Source organism: Paenibacillus naphthalenovorans (assembly GCF_001465255.1).
Lineage (GTDB): Bacteria > Bacillota > Bacilli > Paenibacillales > NBRC-103111 > Paenibacillus_G > Paenibacillus_G naphthalenovorans.
This window is the reverse complement of sequence record NZ_CP013652.1, coordinates 2,343,836-2,363,815: the sequence shown is the minus strand read 5'-3', so window position 1 is coordinate 2,363,815 and position 19,980 is coordinate 2,343,836. Positions and strand designations below refer to the sequence as shown.

General features: G+C 51.3%; 24 protein-coding genes and 1 riboswitch. Of the genes, 19 read left to right on the top strand and 5 right to left on the bottom strand.

Annotation, left to right across the window (positions count from 1 at the left end):
• Nucleotides 1-68: 68 nt before the first annotated feature.
• From IJ22_RS11830 to IJ22_RS11820, 3 genes are all read left to right on the top strand, one after another.
• A complete protein-coding gene (locus tag IJ22_RS11830) occupies nucleotides 69-398 on the top strand; it encodes a hypothetical protein (protein WP_062408950.1) in 330 nt (109 codons plus the stop codon).
• Between the two features lie 170 nt (nucleotides 399-568).
• Nucleotides 569-1,231, top strand: coding sequence for a GntR family transcriptional regulator (locus IJ22_RS11825; RefSeq protein WP_062408949.1), 663 nt, complete (start codon nucleotides 569-571; stop codon nucleotides 1,229-1,231).
• A 4-nt stretch (nucleotides 1,232-1,235) separates the two neighbouring features.
• On the top strand, nucleotides 1,236-2,909 hold the full coding sequence (locus IJ22_RS11820) for a thiamine pyrophosphate-dependent enzyme (RefSeq protein WP_062408948.1): 1,674 nt from the start codon (nucleotides 1,236-1,238) through the stop codon (nucleotides 2,907-2,909).
• Between the two features lie 87 nt (nucleotides 2,910-2,996).
• Here the strand turns inward: IJ22_RS11820 and thiC are convergent, their stop codons facing one another.
• On the bottom strand, nucleotides 2,997-4,778 hold the full coding sequence (gene thiC / locus IJ22_RS11815; protein ID WP_062408947.1) for a phosphomethylpyrimidine synthase ThiC: 1,782 nt from the start codon (nucleotides 4,776-4,778) through the stop codon (nucleotides 2,997-2,999).
• Nucleotides 4,779-4,870: 92 nt separating this feature from the next.
• A riboswitch (TPP riboswitch) is annotated at nucleotides 4,871-4,983 on the bottom strand.
• A 201-nt stretch (nucleotides 4,984-5,184) separates the two neighbouring features.
• Here thiC and IJ22_RS11810 point away from each other — a divergent pair.
• The gene (locus tag IJ22_RS11810) at nucleotides 5,185-6,390 is read left to right on the top strand and encodes an MFS transporter (protein WP_062408946.1); all 1,206 of its coding nucleotides are present in this window, start codon (nucleotides 5,185-5,187) and stop codon (nucleotides 6,388-6,390) included.
• Nucleotides 6,391-6,446: 56 nt separating this feature from the next.
• On the opposite strand, the gene IJ22_RS25730 is transcribed toward IJ22_RS11810, so the two are convergent.
• Entirely contained in the window at nucleotides 6,447-6,536 is a 90-nt protein-coding gene (locus tag IJ22_RS25730) for a sporulation protein YjcZ (RefSeq protein ID WP_074726773.1), read from the bottom strand.
• Between the two features lie 131 nt (nucleotides 6,537-6,667).
• On the opposite strand from IJ22_RS25730, the gene IJ22_RS11805 reads away from it, so the two are divergent.
• From IJ22_RS11805 to IJ22_RS11795, 3 genes are all read left to right on the top strand, one after another.
• On the top strand, nucleotides 6,668-7,024 hold the full coding sequence (locus IJ22_RS11805) for a DUF2164 domain-containing protein (RefSeq protein ID WP_335338487.1): 357 nt from the start codon (nucleotides 6,668-6,670) through the stop codon (nucleotides 7,022-7,024).
• Nucleotides 7,025-7,063: 39 nt separating this feature from the next.
• Nucleotides 7,064-7,348 (top strand): hypothetical protein, encoded by a 285-nt coding sequence (locus IJ22_RS11800; protein ID WP_062408945.1) that lies wholly within the window; start codon nucleotides 7,064-7,066, stop codon nucleotides 7,346-7,348.
• Between the two features lie 107 nt (nucleotides 7,349-7,455).
• Nucleotides 7,456-8,712 (top strand): aspartate kinase, encoded by a 1,257-nt coding sequence (locus IJ22_RS11795; protein ID WP_062408944.1) that lies wholly within the window; start codon nucleotides 7,456-7,458, stop codon nucleotides 8,710-8,712.
• A gap of 1 nt (nucleotide 8,713) precedes the next feature.
• Here the strand turns inward: IJ22_RS11795 and IJ22_RS11790 are convergent, their stop codons facing one another.
• The 3 genes from IJ22_RS11790 to comA form a co-directional block, all read right to left on the bottom strand.
• Nucleotides 8,714-9,178 carry a DUF441 domain-containing protein gene (locus IJ22_RS11790; RefSeq protein ID WP_054817748.1) on the bottom strand — a complete coding sequence of 155 codons (465 nt, stop codon included), beginning with the start codon at nucleotides 9,176-9,178 and terminating at the stop codon, nucleotides 8,714-8,716.
• Between the two features lie 226 nt (nucleotides 9,179-9,404).
• Nucleotides 9,405-10,112, bottom strand: a complete 708-nt coding sequence (locus tag IJ22_RS11785; RefSeq protein WP_054817749.1) for a 2-phosphosulfolactate phosphatase — start codon at nucleotides 10,110-10,112, stop codon at nucleotides 9,405-9,407.
• Nucleotides 10,113-10,132: 20 nt separating this feature from the next.
• Nucleotides 10,133-10,972: a phosphosulfolactate synthase gene (gene comA, locus IJ22_RS11780; protein WP_062408943.1), complete on the bottom strand. Its 840-nt coding sequence runs from the start codon at nucleotides 10,970-10,972 to the stop codon at nucleotides 10,133-10,135.
• Between the two features lie 142 nt (nucleotides 10,973-11,114).
• Here comA and IJ22_RS11775 point away from each other — a divergent pair, with 142 nt between their 5' ends.
• From IJ22_RS11775 to IJ22_RS11720, 12 genes are all read left to right on the top strand, one after another.
• Entirely contained in the window at nucleotides 11,115-11,381 is a 267-nt protein-coding gene (locus IJ22_RS11775; protein ID WP_062408942.1) for a YqhV family protein, read from the top strand.
• 143 nt (nucleotides 11,382-11,524) lie between these two features.
• Nucleotides 11,525-12,535: a stage III sporulation protein AA gene (gene spoIIIAA / locus IJ22_RS11770; RefSeq protein ID WP_062408941.1), complete on the top strand. Its 1,011-nt coding sequence runs from the start codon at nucleotides 11,525-11,527 to the stop codon at nucleotides 12,533-12,535.
• A 25-nt stretch (nucleotides 12,536-12,560) separates the two neighbouring features.
• Nucleotides 12,561-13,079 carry a stage III sporulation protein SpoIIIAB gene (gene spoIIIAB / locus IJ22_RS11765; RefSeq protein ID WP_062408940.1) on the top strand — a complete coding sequence of 173 codons (519 nt, stop codon included), beginning with the start codon at nucleotides 12,561-12,563 and terminating at the stop codon, nucleotides 13,077-13,079.
• Between the two features lie 14 nt (nucleotides 13,080-13,093).
• Nucleotides 13,094-13,297: a stage III sporulation protein AC gene (gene spoIIIAC / locus IJ22_RS11760; RefSeq protein WP_054817751.1), complete on the top strand. Its 204-nt coding sequence runs from the start codon at nucleotides 13,094-13,096 to the stop codon at nucleotides 13,295-13,297.
• A 15-nt stretch (nucleotides 13,298-13,312) separates the two neighbouring features.
• Entirely contained in the window at nucleotides 13,313-13,702 is a 390-nt protein-coding gene (gene spoIIIAD, locus IJ22_RS11755) for a stage III sporulation protein AD (RefSeq protein WP_062410962.1), read from the top strand.
• A gap of 47 nt (nucleotides 13,703-13,749) precedes the next feature.
• Nucleotides 13,750-15,030 (top strand): stage III sporulation protein AE, encoded by a 1,281-nt coding sequence (spoIIIAE, locus tag IJ22_RS11750; RefSeq protein WP_062408939.1) that lies wholly within the window; start codon nucleotides 13,750-13,752, stop codon nucleotides 15,028-15,030.
• A 28-nt stretch (nucleotides 15,031-15,058) separates the two neighbouring features.
• Nucleotides 15,059-15,808, top strand: a complete 750-nt coding sequence (gene spoIIIAF / locus IJ22_RS11745) for a stage III sporulation protein AF (protein WP_062408938.1) — start codon at nucleotides 15,059-15,061, stop codon at nucleotides 15,806-15,808.
• A 4-nt stretch (nucleotides 15,809-15,812) separates the two neighbouring features.
• Entirely contained in the window at nucleotides 15,813-16,454 is a 642-nt protein-coding gene (gene spoIIIAG, locus IJ22_RS11740) for a stage III sporulation protein AG (RefSeq protein ID WP_062408937.1), read from the top strand.
• 56 nt (nucleotides 16,455-16,510) lie between these two features.
• Entirely contained in the window at nucleotides 16,511-17,269 is a 759-nt protein-coding gene (locus IJ22_RS11735) for a SpoIIIAH-like family protein (protein ID WP_062408936.1), read from the top strand.
• A 279-nt stretch (nucleotides 17,270-17,548) separates the two neighbouring features.
• The gene (gene accB, locus IJ22_RS11730) at nucleotides 17,549-18,025 is read left to right on the top strand and encodes an acetyl-CoA carboxylase biotin carboxyl carrier protein (protein ID WP_054817754.1); all 477 of its coding nucleotides are present in this window, start codon (nucleotides 17,549-17,551) and stop codon (nucleotides 18,023-18,025) included.
• Between the two features lie 17 nt (nucleotides 18,026-18,042).
• Nucleotides 18,043-19,401, top strand: a complete 1,359-nt coding sequence (gene accC, locus IJ22_RS11725) for an acetyl-CoA carboxylase biotin carboxylase subunit (RefSeq protein ID WP_062408935.1) — start codon at nucleotides 18,043-18,045, stop codon at nucleotides 19,399-19,401.
• 159 nt (nucleotides 19,402-19,560) lie between these two features.
• The gene (locus IJ22_RS11720) at nucleotides 19,561-19,971 is read left to right on the top strand and encodes an Asp23/Gls24 family envelope stress response protein (RefSeq protein WP_054817755.1); all 411 of its coding nucleotides are present in this window, start codon (nucleotides 19,561-19,563) and stop codon (nucleotides 19,969-19,971) included.
• Nucleotides 19,972-19,980: the final 9 nt, after the last annotated feature.

Below are 19,980 nucleotides of genomic sequence, written 5' to 3'. Positions count from 1 at the left end.
GATATTTCAATAGAACCGCGGCCCAAGCTAGCCGGTCCGCTGCCGCAAACCGCAAATGGAGGATAACGATGGAGAGAACACTGGTCAAAGGAGCAGTATATAGTCTGATTATAGGCCTGTTACTAGGCATACTGATCTACCCTGATACGGAAACGATAAATAATGGCAAGGGATTTTTTGAGTATCGGGTTATCCCTTTAAGAGAGTATATTTTCACAGTACTGCGTTTTGCTGTCACGGTCATGTTCATTACATTAATTGCGCTATGGGTTAAACTGGAATGGAAATCGGGCTCTGAAATCATGGAATTTATAGCGGGATTTTTCAAATCATTTTTTATTGTGCTGGCAATCATATTAATAGTAGTCATAGTGAGCATGTTCATTTTTAATAGATAAAGGCAGTTTCAGTCTTAACGATGAATCATAAATCGGCCCACGTGTATGCGTGGTTTTTTTTGTCTGATTTCCTATTGACACTGTAAGTTATTGGGATTATGATAAATATAATTCTGATATATCAATTAAATATTATAAATACATCTATAGAGTATAAAAAGGGTGATGGAATGAAACAAGGAAAAACCGATTTGGCCTACCGGATCATCAAGGGCAAAATTTTAAGCGGCGAATTGAAAGCGCTATCCGACATTTCCGAGGATCGGCTGCAGGAAGAGCTTAACATCAGCCGCACTCCGATCAGAGAAGCGCTGCAAAAATTGGAGCAAGAGAAGCTGGTATATATTTATCCCCGCAAAGGGATCATCGTTTCCGGCGTTACCGTAGAATTACTCAATGAAGTATATGAAATGCGGGAATTGATCGAACCCTTCGTAGCTAAAAGCGTGTGCCGCAAGCTTCCGGAGGATTGGCTGTTAAACATGAAGCAACGCTTGGTTGAACCGCCCGAAGGGATGACACCCGAAGAACGCAAAGCCTATTATATTGATTTGGATAAAGAGCTGCACAATCAAATCATCTATTCGTACCCTAACACCTTTATCCATAATATCATGGGCAACATTTACGACCATAATCATAGAATATTTGCTATCACCTCATCCGTTAATGAGAAGCATAATGTCTCGATCCCTGAGCATGTAGCCATTATTGAGGCTTTTCTGGAAAGAGATCCGGATAAGGTCGAAATGAGAATGAAAGAACATATTGTTTCATCCAGAAAAAATGCCATTGAGTACTTGATCAAGCAACATCAAACAAGAGAGGAGTAAAGTTATGACACACATGACCGCTGCCAAAGCTATCGTAGAGGTTCTATTGAGGGAGGGCGTCGAGAAGGCGTTTTGCATACCCGGCGAGAGCTATTTGAGCGTATTAAACGTTTTGTACGAAACACCTCGGATTGAATTGATTTCCGGCCGTCATGAAGGCGGGGTTTCATTCATGGCTGAGGGCTATGCGAAGGCCAGCGGCAAGGTAGGGGTATGCTTCGCTACACGCGGGCCGGGTGCAACTAATTTATCCATCGGCTTGCACACCGCTCATCAAGACTCCACGCCCATGGTCGCGTTCATCGGACAGGTGGAAAGCTCGTTTAGAGGACGGGAAGGATTCCAGGAGATCGATCTGGCGGATTATTTCAGGCATTTGGTCAAATGGACAGTGGAGCTCAACGATGCCCGCCGGGTCCCGGAATTGGTCCACAGGGCTTTTCATATGGCCAGATCCGGCAGACCGGGCCCGGTTCTGATCTCCTTACCTCAGGACGTCCTGGATGAAACGGCTGAAATGGTTTTTCAAGAATCCGAGATGTTATCCCATCCGCGTCCGGATCGCCAAGCCGTGGCCAAAGCCAAAGAAATCCTGCGGCATGCCAAGCGTCCGGTGATTATCGCCGGGGGCGGAGTAACGAGCACCAAATCTGCGAAAGAATTAGTGGAACTGGCCGAAAAATTGCAAGTTCCGGTGGCAACGGCATTTCGCCGCTTTGACGCGTTTCCAAATCAGCATCCGTACTACATCGGGCAATTGGGAGTGGGTGCCGCGCCGTATCTGGTGGAGTGCATAAGGGAAGCGGATGTCGTTCTTGCCCTGGGGACCCGTTTCTCCCAAATAACGACACAGAACTATACGCTGTTGACCTCCGGGACCAAGCTGATACATGTCGATATTTCACCGGATGAATTGAACAAAGTATACCGGCCGGCACTCGGGATTGTAGCTGATACGAAAAATTTTATGCTTGACTTGCTTGCGGAGCTGGGCGAATCAGGGCAAAGCAAAGAGCGTGAGGCTTATATACAGGAACAGCGGGAGAAATATGAACAATATTCCGAGGTTCGCGTCACTTCTGGTCAGCATTATGTGAATTTGGAAGGGATCATGGGCGATCTGATGAATCACCTTCCCTCCGACACCATATTCACTTCAGATGCAGGTAATTTCTACGGATGGATGGCCAAACATTACCGGTTTCAGGAGGAAGGGACTTTTGTGGGGCCGACTTCCGGTGCGATGGGGTATGCCCTTCCGGCAGCCATTGGAGCCAAGGTGGCCCAACCGGAGAAAACCGTTGTGGCTTATGCCGGAGATGGCGGGTTTATGATGACGGTGCAGGAGCTGGAGACGGCTGTACGCTGCAAAATCCCTGTCCTGGCGATCGTCGCTAATAATAACATGTACGGTACGATCCGTATGCATCAAGAGAAGCATTTTCCAAAGCGTGTGATTGCAACGGAATTATCGAATCCGAACTTTGCGCAAATCATGACGAATATGGGCGGACACGGAGAGCTTGTAGAAAAGAATGAAGATTTTGTACCTGCGCTGCAGCGGGCGCTGGCTTCTTCAAAGCCTGCGCTGATCGAGGTTCGCATCGATCCGCAGCAAGTGTCGGCAGCCAGAACGATCGAAGAGCTGAGAGCGGCACAGCCTGCAAAGCAAATGTAAATCATGATGAAAAGACCAACGTTGATTTCGTTGGTCTTTTCATTGGAAAAAGAAGGAGCTGTAAAGCTGCCGTTCCCCATGGCTTTATTATTTATAAATGACGCTGCCGGCTTCTTTAAACTCTCTGGATTTTTCCTCCATGCCTTTTTCGATGGCCCGCTGTTCCTCGAGCCCCTGCTGTTTGGCATACTCGCGAATGTCCTGTGTAATTCTCATGCTGCAGAACTTGGGGCCGCACATCGAGCAGAAATGAGCCGTCTTGGCGCCTTCCGCTGGAAGCGTCTCGTCATGGTATTCCATAGCTCTTTCGGGGTCCAGCGACAAATGAAATTGATCTCTCCAACGGAACTCAAAACGCGCCTTGGATAAGGCGTTATCCCTTTCCTGGGCTCCGGGATGGCCTTTGGCCAAATCCGCCGCGTGGGCTGCGATTTTGTACGCGATGACGCCTTCGCGAACATCATTCTTGTTCGGAAGACCCAGATGCTCTTTCGGAGTTACATAACAAAGCATGGCGGTACCGAACCAGCCGATCATGGCTGCGCCGATAGCTGAAGTGATATGGTCGTACCCCGGGGCTATGTCTGTCGTAAGAGGGCCTAAGGTATAGAACGGGGCTTCCTGGCATACTTCAACCTGACGATCCACATTTTCTTTAATCATGTGCATAGGAACGTGGCCGGGTCCTTCAATCATGACCTGAACATCATGCTTCCATGCGATTCGGGTCAGCTCGCCAAGCGTCTCCAATTCGGCAAATTGAGCTTCATCATTGGCATCCGCAATGCATCCCGGGCGCAATCCATCACCAAGGGAGAAAGCGACGTCATAGGTTTTCATGATTTCACAAATTTCTTCAAAATGAGTATAAAGGAAATTTTCCTGATGATGCGCCAAACACCACGCCGCCATGATGGAACCGCCGCGGGATACGATTCCCGTAACCCGCTTCGCCGTCAAAGGAACATAGCGTAACAGCACACCGGCATGAATGGTAAAGTAGTCGACGCCTTGTTCGGCTTGTTCGATCAGGGTATCCCGATAAATTTCCCAAGTCAGATCCTCCGCTTTACCGCCGACTTTTTCCAAGGCCTGATAAAGAGGGACGGTACCGATGGGCACGGGGGAGTTGCGAATGATCCATTCACGAGTGGTATGAATATGTTTGCCTGTGGACAGGTCCATGATGGTATCTGCGCCCCAGCGGGTCGCCCATCTCATTTTTTCGACTTCTTCTTCAATCGACGAAGCGACAGCCGAATTGCCGATATTGGCATTGATTTTGACTAAAAATTTACTGCCGATAATCATCGGCTCGCTTTCCGGGTGATTGATGTTGCACGGAATTATCGCCCGGCCTCGTGCGACTTCGCTGCGGACAAATTCCGGGGAGACGTTCTCGCGTATGGCGATATATTCCATTTCGGGCGTAATGATTCCTTTTCTGGCATAATGCATCTGCGTTACATTCGCTCCGCTTTTGGCTCGTAACGGTTTGCGCTGCAATCCCGGAAATCGTTCTTCCCGCTTGACGGATTCTTCTTTTGAATATCCGTTGTCCTCCGGCTTGACCGCTCTTCCCGCATATTCTTCAACATCGCCGCGCTCCAATATCCAATTCCGGCGGTTAAGCGGAAGTCCCGAGCGAATATCGGTTTGGATGCTGCCGTCTGTGTATGGACCGCTGCAATCATATACCCTGACAGGCGGGTTCTCTTGTACATTGCCGCCGCTGGTTGTCGGGGTTAGGCTAATTTCCCGCATAGGTACTTTAATATCCTCCCGCGAACCCTGCACATACACCTTCTTGCTCCCCGGAAAAGACGAAAGATGAGGGGCTGCTTCTTTTTCTTTGATTTCGCTTGCCATTTCAATTCCTCCTCAGAATGAATGTGATCAAGCGGAGAAACCCTTCGATGCAAACCAAAAAGACCGCAACGGGAAAGAAGCGGTCTTTGAATACACAAAGGCTAGGACTTTTCCTCCGCTGGCATTACCCAGATCAGGTTTTACGGTCGACAGCAATCGGCTGTCCTCTCAGCCTGGCAACTCCCAAGCTCCCGTTGTTATTCAACTGTCATACCAATAATAACCATAAGATCTTGAAAAATCAACCTGTTTTTATATCACGGCACCCTGTTGGAATGATGATTCCGGTGCGGAGCATTGCAGAATTTAGTGCTTCAGAATCTTCCTGAAATCGGTTATGATAAACAGTGAACGTGTGCATTAAAGCGGGGTGGATGAATGAAGTGAAAACGGGGAGAGACCGGGGATGAATGATACGCCTGAAGTGCGAAACTATAGGATACCGCTGTTTTGTACGGTCACGTTGATGTTCTGGTTTTCGATGTATACTTGTGTGCCGATCTTGACCGCATACGTTGAATATCTGGGCGCCTCTTATAAAATGGCCGGACTGATTGTCGGCATGTACGGATTGAGTCAAATGCTTCTGCGGATACCGGTGGGCGTGGTCTCGGACCGTTATCACAAGCACAAATGGTTTATTGTATTTGGCTTGTTTTTTTCGGTTTTATCCGGTGTCGGGATTCTGGTTACGCAGGAACTGTCGTGGATTCTCCTGCTCAGGGCCGCGGCAGGCGCGGCTGCGGCGACGTGGGTAGACTTTACGGTTTTGTTTGCCAGCTACTACCGTCAGGAAGAGACGACGCAAGCGATCGGAACGATTTCATTTTACAACTCGCTCGGTCAAATGTTCGGCATTCTCTGCGGCGGGTGGTTCGCGGATAGGTATGGCTGGGAATCTTCTTTTCTTATCGGTGCCGCCGCAGGCGCTCTGGGGCTTGCGGGTGCTTTCTTTCTTGTAGAAACCCCTAAGAAAAGCACACAGCCCATGACCTTCAAAGGCATGCTGGAGGTAGGCAGCGACAGGAGGATGTTGACCGTCTCTTTTCTGGCTGTCCTTTTTCAATTGCTGACATTCGCTACGGTTTTTGGATTTACTCCCGTATATGCCCAGTCGATCGGAGCGACGAAGCTCGATATGGGACTGCTGACGTTCTTTTCCACGTTTCCTATGGCGATAGCGTCCCTGGTAGGGGGCAGATATGTAGCCCGGAAACTGGGTGAAAACCATATCATCATCATCGGCTTCATCTTTTCCGGAATCTTTACAATTCTTATACCGTTTTCTTCAACCTTGTGGATGCTGATGGTTACCCAATGTCTTGCGGGGATTGGCCGTGGACTCACAGCGCCCGTATTGATGGCTCTCAGCATAAAGCATATGGATGCGGGAAGAAGGGCTACAGCGATGGGGTTTTATCAGGCCATCTATGGCTTGGGGATGTTTGCAGGTCCGCTAGTCATGGGGGTAGCCGGAGATTTATTGACCTTGCGGCAGGGTTTTATTATGATCGGCGCTTTAGGATGTGCAACGGCTCTGCTGTCCCATGCGTTGTTAATGCAGCGCGGTCTTCCGTTAGGGGATACCCGTTCTGCGAATGATCAGGCCTGATCATTCGCAAACCAAACGCCCGAGCTGTAAGCCCGAGCGCAGGTCGATGGATCATATTAGATGAACCATGCAGTCGAAACGATAACGAGAAGAATGAAAAGGACGAGAATCACGCCAATAGAAGTAAAACCTCTTGCGAAGCTCATTGATGACAGCCTCCTTTCGCTATAACATATTGTCATCTTATGAATTACATTGATCGGGGGATTGGGTCTTTTCTAAAAATGTATATATATAACAAGTGAAATCCGGTCATTTATTTCGGAGGCAAGCTGGTTTGGAACTCGGAAAAGAGAAGAAAAAGAGCTGCGACCGCATTCTGGCATTCTTTTTTTTGTGTCATTTTGCCGGGAGATGCCAAAGGAAAGGGGCGGGCCGAATGATCCCTCTAAAGATTTCCAAAGAGCAAAAAGAACAAATGGTGTGGCGCGTTCAGCAATATTTTGAAAAAGAAAGAACCGAATCGATCGGAAATCTGGAGGCCGAGCAGTTGATTGATTTTATGATCGGACTGGTAGGACCCCCGGTATACAACCATGCCATTGGGGATGCCAGACGAACGTTGCTGGAGAGGATGTCGGCGCTGGAAGACGAGTTGTACTCCCTGGAGAAACCGGTGGGAAGAAGCCGGTAGACGGGAGGCGATGAGTCGCCTGTAGAATGGAGGAGCGAGATGGTAAAAACGATAAGAAACGGATTGATATTTGCCGCGGTGGTTCATCTTTTGTTATTTACCGTTCAGATCATTTCCGGTTATGTGATGACGATGCTCTATGTTCCCGATATCATCAGTACCTATGAATCCGTAGAGGTGCATCATCGGACCGTATCGTTCGGTACAGCCGTGAAGGTTCCGGGGTGGGCTTATATGATTACCTTTATCGGTTGTGTACTGCTCTATGCCTTTCTCATCAAGCCGGCACTCCACCACTGGAAGCAACGAAGAATCAGACAATAAACGATGGTCCGTCTGAAGCTTCCTCATTTTTCTGTTTCAAGAGACACAGGGCTTGTGATATAATGTCTCATTAGTTATGCAAATGTTTGTGTAGGGAGTGAGCAGTTTTGTCTCTGATAGTTATGAAGTTCGGCGGCAGCTCCGTTGGCGATGCGGAAAGAATGAAACGTGTGGCCAACCGCGTAGTAGAGAGACAGCGCGAGGGTCATCAGTGCGTGGTTGTCGTTTCGGCGATGGGAGATACCACCGATGATTTAATTGACTTGTCCAAACAAATTTACACAGGAACCCCTCCTGCGCGTGAGATGGATATGCTGCTGACGACCGGGGAGCAGGTTTCGATTGCTTTATTGTCCATGGCGATACATAGTCTGGGAGCATCGGCTGTTTCCTTCACCGGATGGCAGGCGGGGATGTACACGGATGCGCTCCACGGCAAAGCCCGGATTACCGATATTCAGCCGCAGCGTGTGCTTAAAGCGCTGGAAGAAGGCAAGATCGTCATTGTTGCGGGCTTCCAGGGTATGAGCGCAGAAGGGGAGATCACGACGCTTGGGCGAGGCGGGTCGGATACGACGGCCGTTGCGCTTGCCGCAGCGATTCAGGCGGATGTGTGTGAAATTTTCACCGACGTGGACGGCGTTTATTCGACGGACCCGCGCATCGTCAAATGTGCGCGCAAGTTAAACGAAATTTCGTACGATGAGATGCTGGAGCTCGCCAATCTCGGAGCGGCGGTACTGCATCCCAGAGCGGTTGAATACGCAAAGAACTATAATGTAAAGCTGGTTGTCAGATCCAGCTTCAATCATAACGAAGGTACGCAAGTGAAGGAGGAAGCGGCGATGGAACAAGGCATCGTGGTACGCGGCATTGCATACGATAAAAATGTAGCGAGAATCAGCATTCTGGGTGTGGAAGAAAAACCAGGACAGTTGGCCCAGGTGTTCACGGCTTTGGCCAAGGAACAGATCGATGTGGACATTATCGTGCAAAGCGGTGTGATTAACGGACTTGCGGATTTCTCCTTTACCGTATCCTCGTCCGACTTGGAAAAAGCGCTGCAGGTTATTGCAGGCATTCGCTCTTCCGTGGGCTTCCGTGAAGTGACCTCCGAGACGAATTTGGTGAAAGTGTCCATCGTGGGGGCAGGCATGGTCAGTACGCCGGGCGTCGCCGCCAAGATGTTCGAAGTAATCTCGGAGCTCGGTATCAGCATCCTGCTGGTCAGCACGTCCGAAATCAAGACATCCTGCGTTATCGAGAATGGCCGTTTGAACGAAGTGGTTCAAGCTCTGCACACGGCATATGGCCTGGATACGGATCAAACCGTATTTGTCGGCGGACCGTCGGAAAGAAGATAAGCTAGCGGATTTTATCAAATAAGAAAGTAAACGCTCTAAGCAAAAAAGCGGTAATGCCGGCGGCCATCAATGGACCGACGGGTATGCCCCTGAGGAAAATAATTCCAAATATCGAACCAATGACCAGACCCACAATCATTTGTGGGTCTAATTTTAATAGCTCAAGCCCCTTGCCATTCATATACGTGGCGATGGCTCCACCCAGTAAGGCCAGTATTCCGGGCCAAGTGGTAAACATGGAAGAGACGTCCTTGATGGAAATTTTCTCACTGGCAAAGGGGACCAGAACTCCCATCGTCAAAAAGAGCAGCCCCAGTTCGAGCCCTCTTCGTTCGATGGTGGGCAAATACCGTTCAAGGCTGATCAGCTTCACGATCAAGAGCACACAGGCGGCAGTCGTAATAATATGGGAACGGCCAATCAGCCCGATGATAATCAGTGCAACAAGCAGTATCTCTCCGTTCATGGTTAAGCCCCTTGTCCATTTGGTATCACTTTATATGTATGAGGGGTCAACCGAATTAGAACGAAGCATTTTTCTGTTTATTAACCATACAAAACCGGTCGCGGGATTCCATACGGTGAGGCCGCCGATATGCAGAACGGCGGCTTCCCGCTGCCGCTTAGGACATGATTGCTCACTGCTTCTCCCCATTTTCTCACTGCCATTGCGCAGAACTCTCCTGCAGCTTTCAAATCACCATAGCTCCGTCATGGAATTGCGGGACGGCTTGAATCCGGTTGACCTGACTGCAGTAAAGAACATCTTCTTTATATCCGAGCCGGATCAGACGTTTGCCGTTCGAGCATGACAGAATCGTCTCCGGGAGCCGGTCGTGCGTTTGGCGGTATGCATGCATCATGGCCAGACCCAGGTCGTTCACCTCGCAGCCTCCGCCGGTGAGCCGGACCAGTTCGTCGGCCAGCAATCCTGCGCACAGTCCGTCCTCCAGACTGAATACGTCGTGAGTCCCCGCGCACAGCAGGGCAATCTCCTTCTGCAGCTGCAGCGCCTTGACCGCGCAGCTGGACGCATTCAGTAAGGAGCCTGCCAAAATATGCGCCGCTTTATGTGATTTTTGCACTGCCCTGGTTCCGTTTGTCGTCGTCATGATGATGTTCTTCCCTTTGACGGCTTCGGGAGCATATTCGAACGGAGAATTGCCGAAGTCAAAGCCGGGTATTTTCTTGCAGCTGCGTTCGCCTCCCAGCAAGTCCCCCGGACGCTGCAGGCTTTTGGCCTGCGCTACCGTTTCGGTGGGTACGACGGACCTGCTGCCGTTCGTGAGCGCCGTCAGCATCGTGGACGTGGCCCGCAGTACATCGATGACGATCACTGTTTTGTTCTGAAGCTCATCCGTTCGCGCTTCGCCCACGCTGGCGATGACCTGCACATTCATTCCTTTGCCCAGCCTCCCCTCTAGATTTGCCAATTGAAGCTTTGATAGGACTCCTGTCTGGAAACATCAGCCAAAAGCAGCGTATCCGACCTAAGCCCCCGCCGCAGAGCCTCTAACGAAATGATATCTCCGGGAACAATGTTGCCGAGGTGGATATCCGTGCCCAGCATTTGCAGCAGATGTACCTGCTGCTCCTTTTGCGGTGCTTCCCATAGCAGCAGGTCGGTGCTGGGAACCCGGTTTAACACCCGCTCTATTTCTTCATCTATACATGCTCCGTTTGCGTCATAAATGCCTACGCCTTTGCCCGATTCTCTTCCTTCAATCGTAATCAGACTGGCGCCCAGCTGCGAATCGATCGTTACCGTTTGGATCAGCTCTTCGATCTCAATAGATGAACCCCAGCCTTTTTTGCCGTATTCGGTAATGACCATAAAGCCCTCGTTCAGGCCGCGGCAAATCAGTTCGCTGCGCAGGCTGCGCGACATTTCGATCGTTCCGTCCGATATTTCCAACCCGTTAAACCCCAAATATTTTGCCATCTGAAAAAAATGGTCTGTCTCGTCCTGTCGTATTGCAACTTCCAGGAACGTACCGCCTGGATATATGGTAATGTCATGTGCTTTGGCCATCTCTATTTTTTTCTTGAGAAAATCCGCCATATAAAGCGGCGAGGTGCCGAAGCCGATTTTCAGCATGTCGATATAGTCGCCTGCCGTTTGCAACAGATCTTCTAAGGCATAAAGCCCCAGTCCTTTGTCGATCACCATGGTTTTTCCCGATTGCCGCGGTTTAGGCGTCCGGCGTCCGGTCGGATCACTGAGCAGTGCATTCCACTGCAGCGGTATTGATACCTCCATCTTGTTATCGCCTCGCTGTAGGTTAGTCTTGGATTACTGTGTCATCATATGCATTTTCAGTTGGGGGTGTGCCCAGTATTCCTAAAATAAGACGAGCCTGCATAGGATGGGTATAGAGACCAAGGGATGAGGTGAAACGTCGATGTTGAACAAGATTGTGTTCAGTATGGCCATGATCCGAATCGTTTCAGGAGGTATCGAAATTGCTGCGGCCCTGCTCATGCTTCGATTTAACCAGATTGAGAAAGCGCTGCTCGTGAACTCGGGGCTGGCGCTCGTAGGGCCATTCGTACTTCTGACAACAACGACGATTGGGCTGGTCGGGCTGGCGGATAAGCTTTCGGCAGGCAAAATGCTATGGGTGATGGCGGGGGTCAGCTGCATTTTTATCGGAATCTTAAAAAAGTAATCTGTCATATTTCACTAGGTAAGGCATACACATGATTGTAGAAGTTGGACAGACTGACGCCGGTAGAAGCGCGGTAACCGTCGCAATGCTGATGACGGGCAATAGAGCGCCGCCGTAACCGTCGAATGTGGGAGGAATGTACTTTGATCGGATCGGTTCTACCGTTTTTTTCTGCCCCTGTGCGGCAGATTCTATTAACTCTACCAACGCGAATTCAAGCCGAATTGCAAGAAATCCGCATTCGCGAGTCGCGTCCGCTTGAAGTCATATGGAGCACGGGACATGGTTTTGTTGCCGAAAAAGGCGGCTTGAGCCCGAATCCCGAGCAAGCATACCGGGCGACCCACAAAGATTGTGCAACGCTGCTGGAGCTCTTGACCCAGCATTCTATGTATACGTTTGAGGAAGAGCTGAAGCGGGGATTCATTACCGTAGCCGGCGGGCATCGGATAGGTCTCTCCGGCCGGACGGTGGTCGAGCAGGGCAAAGTGAAATATATAAAGGACATCAGCGGGTTTAACATTCGGCTTGCCCGGGAATGGAAAAAGGCGGCGGCAGGGGCGTTGCCGTTCCTGCTGGAGCCAAGAGACGGGAGTGTTTATCGAACACTGGTCATTTCTCCGCCGCAGCAAGGAAAGACCACATTCATCCGCGATTTGGCCCGGCTTCTCAGCTCAGGCGGCAAGGTCAACGAATCGGGAAGGTCTTACAGGAGCTTCAAGGTCGGCATCGTGGACGAACGCTCCGAGATCGCAGCCTGCGTGAAAGGCGTGCCGACCTTCGACGTCGGTCCCCGAACCGATGTACTCGACGGCTGTCCGAAGGCCGAGGGCATGATGATGATGATCCGTTCCATGTCTCCGGAAGTGCTGATCGCCGATGAAATCGGACGGGCTGAAGATGCAGCCGCCATTCATGAAGCGCTTCATGCGGGAATCAGCATTGTAGCGACTGCGCATGGACGGGATATCGAAGATGCGAAGCGACGTCCGATCCTGCGGGAGCTGCTTGAAGCCGAAGTCTTTGACCGGTTCGTCGTTTTGCACCGCAGGACGGGGGCTGCCGCTCCTCCGGGACCGAATACGTCGGTGTTTGATCAAATTGGTAAACGGATGGATGACAGGCTTGCCTTGAGAGGGGGGATGACCTTATGAGCGCGAGCGAAAGAAGGAGTCCAGGATGCTGAAGCTCTTGGGCGCCATGTTGATTCTGCTGGCAGGCACTCTCCTGGGTTTTTATCAGGCATCCCAATTATCGCGCAGGCCTAAGCAAATCTCCGAGCTGATCCGGCTTTTGCAGCGGCTGGAGACGGAAATCGTGTACGGCTTCACTCCGCTGCCGGAAGCGCTCAGACAAACCGGGCGAGCGGGGACCCATCCGGTGGGATCCTTGTTTCTGGACACGGCGGCTGAGCTGGTGAAACCGGACGGGCGTTCCGTCCAAACCATTTGGGAACAGACGTTGACTGCCGGCTGGAGAAATACCTCCATGAAGCCAAATGAGAAGGAAGTGCTGCTGCAGCTCGGCTCTACCCTGGGGCTGACCGACAGAGAAGACCAGGTTAAGCATCTCAAATTGGCCGTCAATCAACTTCAAGGTGAAGCGGACTGCGCCCGCGAGGAACAGCAGCGGTATGAACGGATGTGGAAAAGCCTGGGACTGCTGATGGGGCTGCTCGTCGTCATCTTGATGTATTAGGTGAGGTGCCGCCAATGAACGTAGATGTAAACGCGATATTCCAGATTGCCGGCATCGGCATCATTATCGCCATGATTCATACCGTGCTCAAGCAAATGGGCAAAGAAGATATGGCCCATTGGGTAACCGTTATCGGCTTTGTCGTGGTGCTGTTTATGGTCGTCCGGTTGTTAGACAGCCTGTTTAATGAAATCAAGACAATTTTCCTCTTTCAATAAGAGGGGGGGATGCCTGTGGAGATCATACAAGTGGTGGGACTCGGGTTGATCACGACGGTTCTTGTGCTGGTCATCAAAGAGCAGAAGCCAATGTTTGCCTTTTTGCTCACCGCCTTCACGGGGATTACGATCTTCTTATTTTTAATCGGTAAAATATCGACAGTCATCGGGGTGCTGGAGGAACTGGCGAACAAAGCCGAAATCAACCTGATATTCCTCAAGACCATTCTGAAAATCATCGGCATCGCCTATATCGCGGAGTTCGGGGCGCAGGTCGTCAGAGACGCGGGGCAGGAGGCGATTGCCTCCAAGATTGAACTCTCCGGCAAAATCCTCATTATGGTGATGGCCATCCCGATCGTGTCGGTCATCATCGAAACCGTGGTCAAGCTGCTTCCCGCTTAAACCATTGCGGCACACTGGAGAGGCGAAGCGAACCAGGAGATGAAGCTATGCTGCATCTAAAAAAACGTATGTCGCTTGAGACAGGCCGCTATCCCGGCGGTGGAAAAAGCAGGGATCGGCGCCCGGAGCTCCTGCTCCTCTGGATCGCTGTGATCACGGCGCTGCTGCTTGACGGAGGGAATGCTTTAAGCTGCTGGAAGCCGGGGGGCTGCGGAATGACCGCATACGCAGCGACGCCGGTAGAGGAGTTGATTCGCGAGCAAGCGGAGCGGCTGCCGCTCGATCAGGTGGAGCAGTTCTGGGGCCGCTTGATGCGGCAGTACGGCGGGTATTTTCCCGATGCCGCGGCGCCTTCGTTTATGGATTTGCTGCTCGGGGCCAAAGAGATCAGCCCCGGTTCGATTTTCTCCGGGCTTTTGCGGTACTTTTTTCACGAGCTGATTTATGGCGGCAAACTGCTTGCATCCATCGTGATCCTATCGGTTTTCAGCATGCTGTTGGAAACGCTCCAGAGCTCCTTTGAGAAAAACAACGTAAGCAAAATCGCGTACGCCATATCATTTCTGGTTTTGATGATTATGGCGGTGAACAGCTTTAACCTGGCGATTGGTTACGCCAAATCCGCCATTTCGGAAATGACCCACTTTATGATTGCCGTAGTTCCGCTGCTTCTGACGCTGCTGGCCTCCATGGGGAATGTCGTATCGGTATCCGTGCTGCATCCGCTGATTGTATTCATGGTTTATGCCATAGGGACGGTGATTTATTTTTTCGTTTTTCCCCTGTTGTTTTTTTCGGCAGTGCTTCATATCGTAAGCGCGCTGTCGGACAAATATAAAGTAACGCAGCTTGCGAATTTATTACGAAATATCAGTTTGGGCTGTTTGGGGATATTCGTAACCGTTTTTCTCGGGGTGGTATCGGTTCAAGGGGGCGCGGGAGCGATTGTGGATGGAGTGACGATCCGTACGGCCAAATATATTGCGGGCAATTTTGTGCCGGTAGTAGGCAGGCTGTTCTCCGATGCTTCGGAAACGGTTATCGGCGCGTCGCTCCTGGTCAAAAATGCGGTAGGCTTGTCGGGGGTCGTGATTATTCTGGTACTTTGTGCGTTTCCTGCACTGAAAATTATTGCGCTTGCCTTCATATATAATCTTTCCGCGGCGGTCATGCAGCCGTTAGGCGATCATCCGATGACCGCATGTCTGGCAACCATCGGGAAAAGTTTGATTTACGTATTTGCTGCTCTGGCAGCGGTAGGGCTCATGTTTTTCTTGGCGATTACAATCCTGATTGCGGCGGGGAACGTATCCGTGATGATGCGATAATCCTCCGAACGGGAAGGGGGATCCCGCTATGGACTTCCTGAGCGATTGGCTTAAATCGGTCATACTCGTGATTCTGCTCGCGACTTTCGTCGACTTGCTGCTGCCGAATCAATCGATGCAGAGGTATGTCAAAACGGTGATTTCCCTGTTTCTTCTGATGACGCTGCTTCATCCCATTTTATCCTTAATAGATAACAGCAGCCAGATAGATCAAAAGCTTGGATCGGCCCTGTTCAAACAGGATGCCGCCTGGAAGTGGCAGAGCGGTAACGGTACGGACCGTATGGAGTCGCTCCCCGCCATACAGCAGAGAGCGGAGACGCTGCGGTTAAGGCGGGAGGAGCAATCCCAACGGATTGTGCAAAACCAGGTTGCCGATTTGATCAAGCGCAAAATTGAACAAACGGCGGGAGTACAGGTACAAAGCGTGCAGGTCGATACCAGGCAGGATGAGAATGGTCAAGCGGTCATTCGGAGCGTGGCGTTGTCCCTGGACTTTGTACCTTCAACCGAGAACACATCACAGCAAGGCCGATACCAGGCGGTCGGCAGCAGCGGGCCTGTCAGGCCGGTGGAACCGGTTGACATCGCCCCGATTGAAATCGGGGAAGACAGGAAGGATTCAAATCCGGCGTGGGCCTCGGATGAAGTGCAAGAGGATCGTCTCCCGCCGGAGGCGCTGCAGAAACAAACGCAAATTTTGCTGATGCTGGAGCAGGACTGGCAGCTGTCCGGAGAGCAAATCCAGATCCGGATGGGACTATCCTCAAGGAGGTGAATCGATGGGAGACAACGACGGGAAACCCAGATGGCCGTTCAGCCTTTTTAGCGGCGGACCGGGCGGACCCAAACGAATCCAGACCCTCCGCTGGCTGCTGCTGATGGGGCTGGTCGGAGCCGCCTTCATGATACTGAACTCATTCATTACGGTAAAAGAGGTGGATCCCATCGGTGAGGGTCGCGCTTCTCCAGCGGATCAAACGCAGCCTGTCTTCGGATCAAGCGGCAAGGAGTCCAGTCCCTTCCGCGAATTTGAGGAAGCCTATCAGTCCCAGCTCAGGGAGATTTTAACCAAAATCGTCGGGGTAGGCGAGGTGGAGGTTCTTGTCACGATTGAATCGACCGAGGAGGTCACGGTTGAACGCAATACCCAGGAAACGCAGCAGATCACCAATGAACAGGATCAACAGGGAGCCAAAAGGCATATTACCGATATTTCACGCAAAGGGGAAGTCGTTCTTTACGAGGTGTCGGGCGGCAAAAAGCCCCTCGTAACCAAAACGATCAAACCTAAAATCCGCGGCGTGCTGGTCGTGGCCAAAGGGGCGGAAAATTTAACAGTGAAAAAGATGATATCCGAGGCTGTGGAACGCGGCCTTGGCGTCCCTCCGCACCGGATATCCATTCTTCCGCGGAAACAATAATTCGCGTTCGCAGGAAGCAGTGATAAAACGATAAACTCACTTAAGGAGGAATACTGATGAACTCTAAAAGACAAACGATTTGGCTCGTATCCATGCTCAGCTTGATGGTAGTCCTGTCAGCCTACTATTTGTTCACGGAAGACGTTAGCCAACTGGAGTTGAATACGGCCAGCTCAACGCAATCCAAAGAAGTGATTATCAACGCGGGCCAATTGGATGGCCTGCCGCAGGGCGCAGCCAATGGACAAACGGCGCCGAAGCAGAGCGATCAGCAGCCCGGAGCCGAAGAAGGGACGAAGACCGAGACCGATCCGAAATCGAGCAGCACGAGCACCGAAACGCCATCCACAGAAAAGCCGGAATCCGGCGCTGACCCGACGACTGCTCAGCCCGTATCCAAGAATGAAGCGGCAGCCGGCGACCAAAACGCCAGAGTGCTGGAACAAATCCAGGCTCAAGCGACCTCGGGTTCCGATTATTTTGTGAATCTGCAAATGAAGCGCGACGAAGCGCTGTCCAAACAGGTGGAGTCGCTGATGACCATTCTGGCCGACACCAAGCAGACGCAGGAAGCCGCCGCAAAAGCGCAGACGGAACTGCAAAAGCTCCAGGACATTGAAACGAAGATCACATCCTTGGAAGAGAACCTTATGAAGGAGTATCCGCAAGCGGTGATTACCCAGGAAGGCGAGAGATGGAAGGTAACGGTGCAAGCGAACAAGCTGGAAAGAAGCCAAGCCGTCAGTATTGCCGATCAGGTAATGAAGGAGCTTGGCATCATCCCGGATCACATCGCCATACAATACAAGCCTTAATCCAAATGTGCCAAGCAGATGAAACAAGAGTCCCCGCGAAGGGACTCTTGTTTCATCTATACCCTTCGAAGCCCGGCTGCTCTTCCCGACCGTGTTATCCATGCGGTACAAGTGAATCAGGCGGCGTTGTTCCCAGCTTCATGGGCAAGTCCCAAGAAACTCTTTCCTTGCCGGAAGATTGTGATATAATAACAACGTCGTTTGTTTCACCTTTCGTTCCGACCGCTGCCGCAGTATATTGACGCCGGTTGGAACAAGACGCCAAAGGAGTGAACCTATTTGTTTAAGTTAAGCGAAATCAAAGAACTGATTAAGCTAGTGGATCAAACCTCTTTACAAGAGCTGGAAATTGAAAACGAAGGCTCCCGCCTTTTGATTCGGAAACCGAATAAAACCGAGCAGGTCGTCGTTGCTGCCGCGCCTGCTGTGCAAGCTTATGCGCCAGCAGCCGTTCAGCAGACCGCTCCTGCGCCCGCTGCACCGGCAGCCGAGAAGCCTGCCGCAGCCGATGCCGGCTTACATACAATCGTTTCCCCGATGGTAGGCACATTCTATGAAGCTCCTTCTCCGGGAGCGGCGCCGTTTGTTTCGAAAGGCAGCAAAGTGAAGGAGAAGACGGTTGTCTGCATCCTCGAAGCGATGAAGCTGATGAACGAGATTGAAGCCGAGGTTAAAGGTGAAATTGTCGAAGTGCTGGTAGAAAACGGCCAGTTGGTCGAATACGGTCAGCCTTTATTCCTGGTGAAACCGGAGTAAGTAGGAGGAGAACACCATTGAAGTTTCAAAAAATCTTGATTGCCAACCGTGGTGAAATCGCCGTTCGGATTATTCGCGCCTGCCGTGAGCTCGGCATTTCCACGGTCGCGGTATATTCCGAAGCCGACCGGGAATCGCTTCATGTCCGTTTGGCGGATGAAGCCTATTGCATCGGACCGACGCTTTCCAAAGACAGTTATCTGAACTATACGAATCTGATGAGCGTGGCTACGCTTACGGAAACGGATGCCATTCACCCGGGCTACGGCTTCTTGGCGGAGAATGCGGACTTCGCGGAAATCTGCGAAAGCTGCAACATCACGTTTATCGGACCGTCTCCCGATGCGATTAGCAGAATGGGCGACAAGTCTGTGGCGAAGCAGACGATGAAGGATGCGGGCGTTCCGGTTATTCCCGGCTCCGACGGGCTTGTGGAAGATATGGACGAGGCAATCCGGATCTGCCGGGAAATCGGCTATCCTGTCATCATTAAAGCAACGGCAGGCGGCGGAGGCAAGGGGATTCGTCTGGCAGAGAACGAGGAAATGCTGATTCAACAGATTACCACCGCACAGCAGGAAGCTCAGAATGCTTTTGGCAATGCCGGCGTCTATCTGGAGAAATACTTGACAGGCATGAAGCATGTCGAGATACAGATACTGGCGGACAAGCACGGCAATGTTGTGCATCTGGGCGAGCGGGACTGCTCCGTGCAGCGCCGCCGCCAGAAGCTGGTCGAGGAAGCGCCATGCCCGATTCTTACGCCGGAAATCCGCGAACGGATGGGAGAAGCGGCCGTACGCGCGGCTAAGGCCGTGAACTACTCCGGTGCAGGTACGCTTGAATTTTTGCTGGGCGCCGACGGACAGTTTTATTTTATGGAAATGAATACGCGCATTCAGGTAGAGCATCCGGTCACGGAGCTGATTACCGGCATCGATATTATTAAAGAAATGATCCGTGTAGCGGAAGGGGTGCCGCTGTCCTTCACCCAGGAAGACGTGAAGATCAACGGCTGGGCCATCGAATGCCGGATTAATGCGGAGGATCCCGAGCGGAATTTCATGCCTTCGGCAGGCCAAATTCAATTTTATTTGCCTCCGGGCGGCTTTGGGGTTCGGGTGGACAGCGCCGCTTATCCGGGGTATACGATCTCCCCGCATTACGATTCCATGATCGCCAAGCTGATCGTCTGGGGAGCGGATCGGAACGAGGCTGTGCAGCGAATGAAACGGGCGTTATCGGAATTTGCGATCGAAGGAATCCACTCGACGATACCTTTCCATTTGAAGCTGCTGGAGCATAAGAAGTTTCTGGCCGGCGACTTCGATATTAAATTTTTGGAAGAACATGATGTAAATGACCCGAATTCCTGATTTACAATTCATTGTCATATTTTTGCCGGGATGGTATAGTATACAATAAGACAAGGTTAGAGCGGCTATAAGATAGTCGCTTTACCGGAAAACAGAATGAACATGAATGTTTTTTGAAGCCGTTTTTGCTTAGCAAAAACTTGGAGGAGGACCTATCCAATGAGTACACTGGCTGCGGATTATGAGAAGACCGAGATGGGCACGATTCAAATCGCTCCCGAGGTGATTGAAATCATTGCCGGTATGGCTGCTGTAGAAGTTCCCGGTGTTGCGGGAATGAGCGGGGGATTCGCCGGCGGGATCGCCGAGCTTCTCGGACGGAAGAACGTATCCAAAGGCGTAAAGGTCGAAGTGGGACAGCGTGAAGCGGCCATTGACGTGTCCATTGTCATCGAATTCGGATCGAAAATTCCCGAGGTGGCAAGCGGCGTGCAGGCGAATGTGAAGCAGGCAATCGAGTCGATGACAGGACTTAGCGTAGTGCAGGTCAACGTTCATATTCATGACGTTATCTTCAAGGGCGCAGACAAAGCCGAAGAGGTCGAAACATCTCCGCAACGCGTGAAATAAACATGAAGC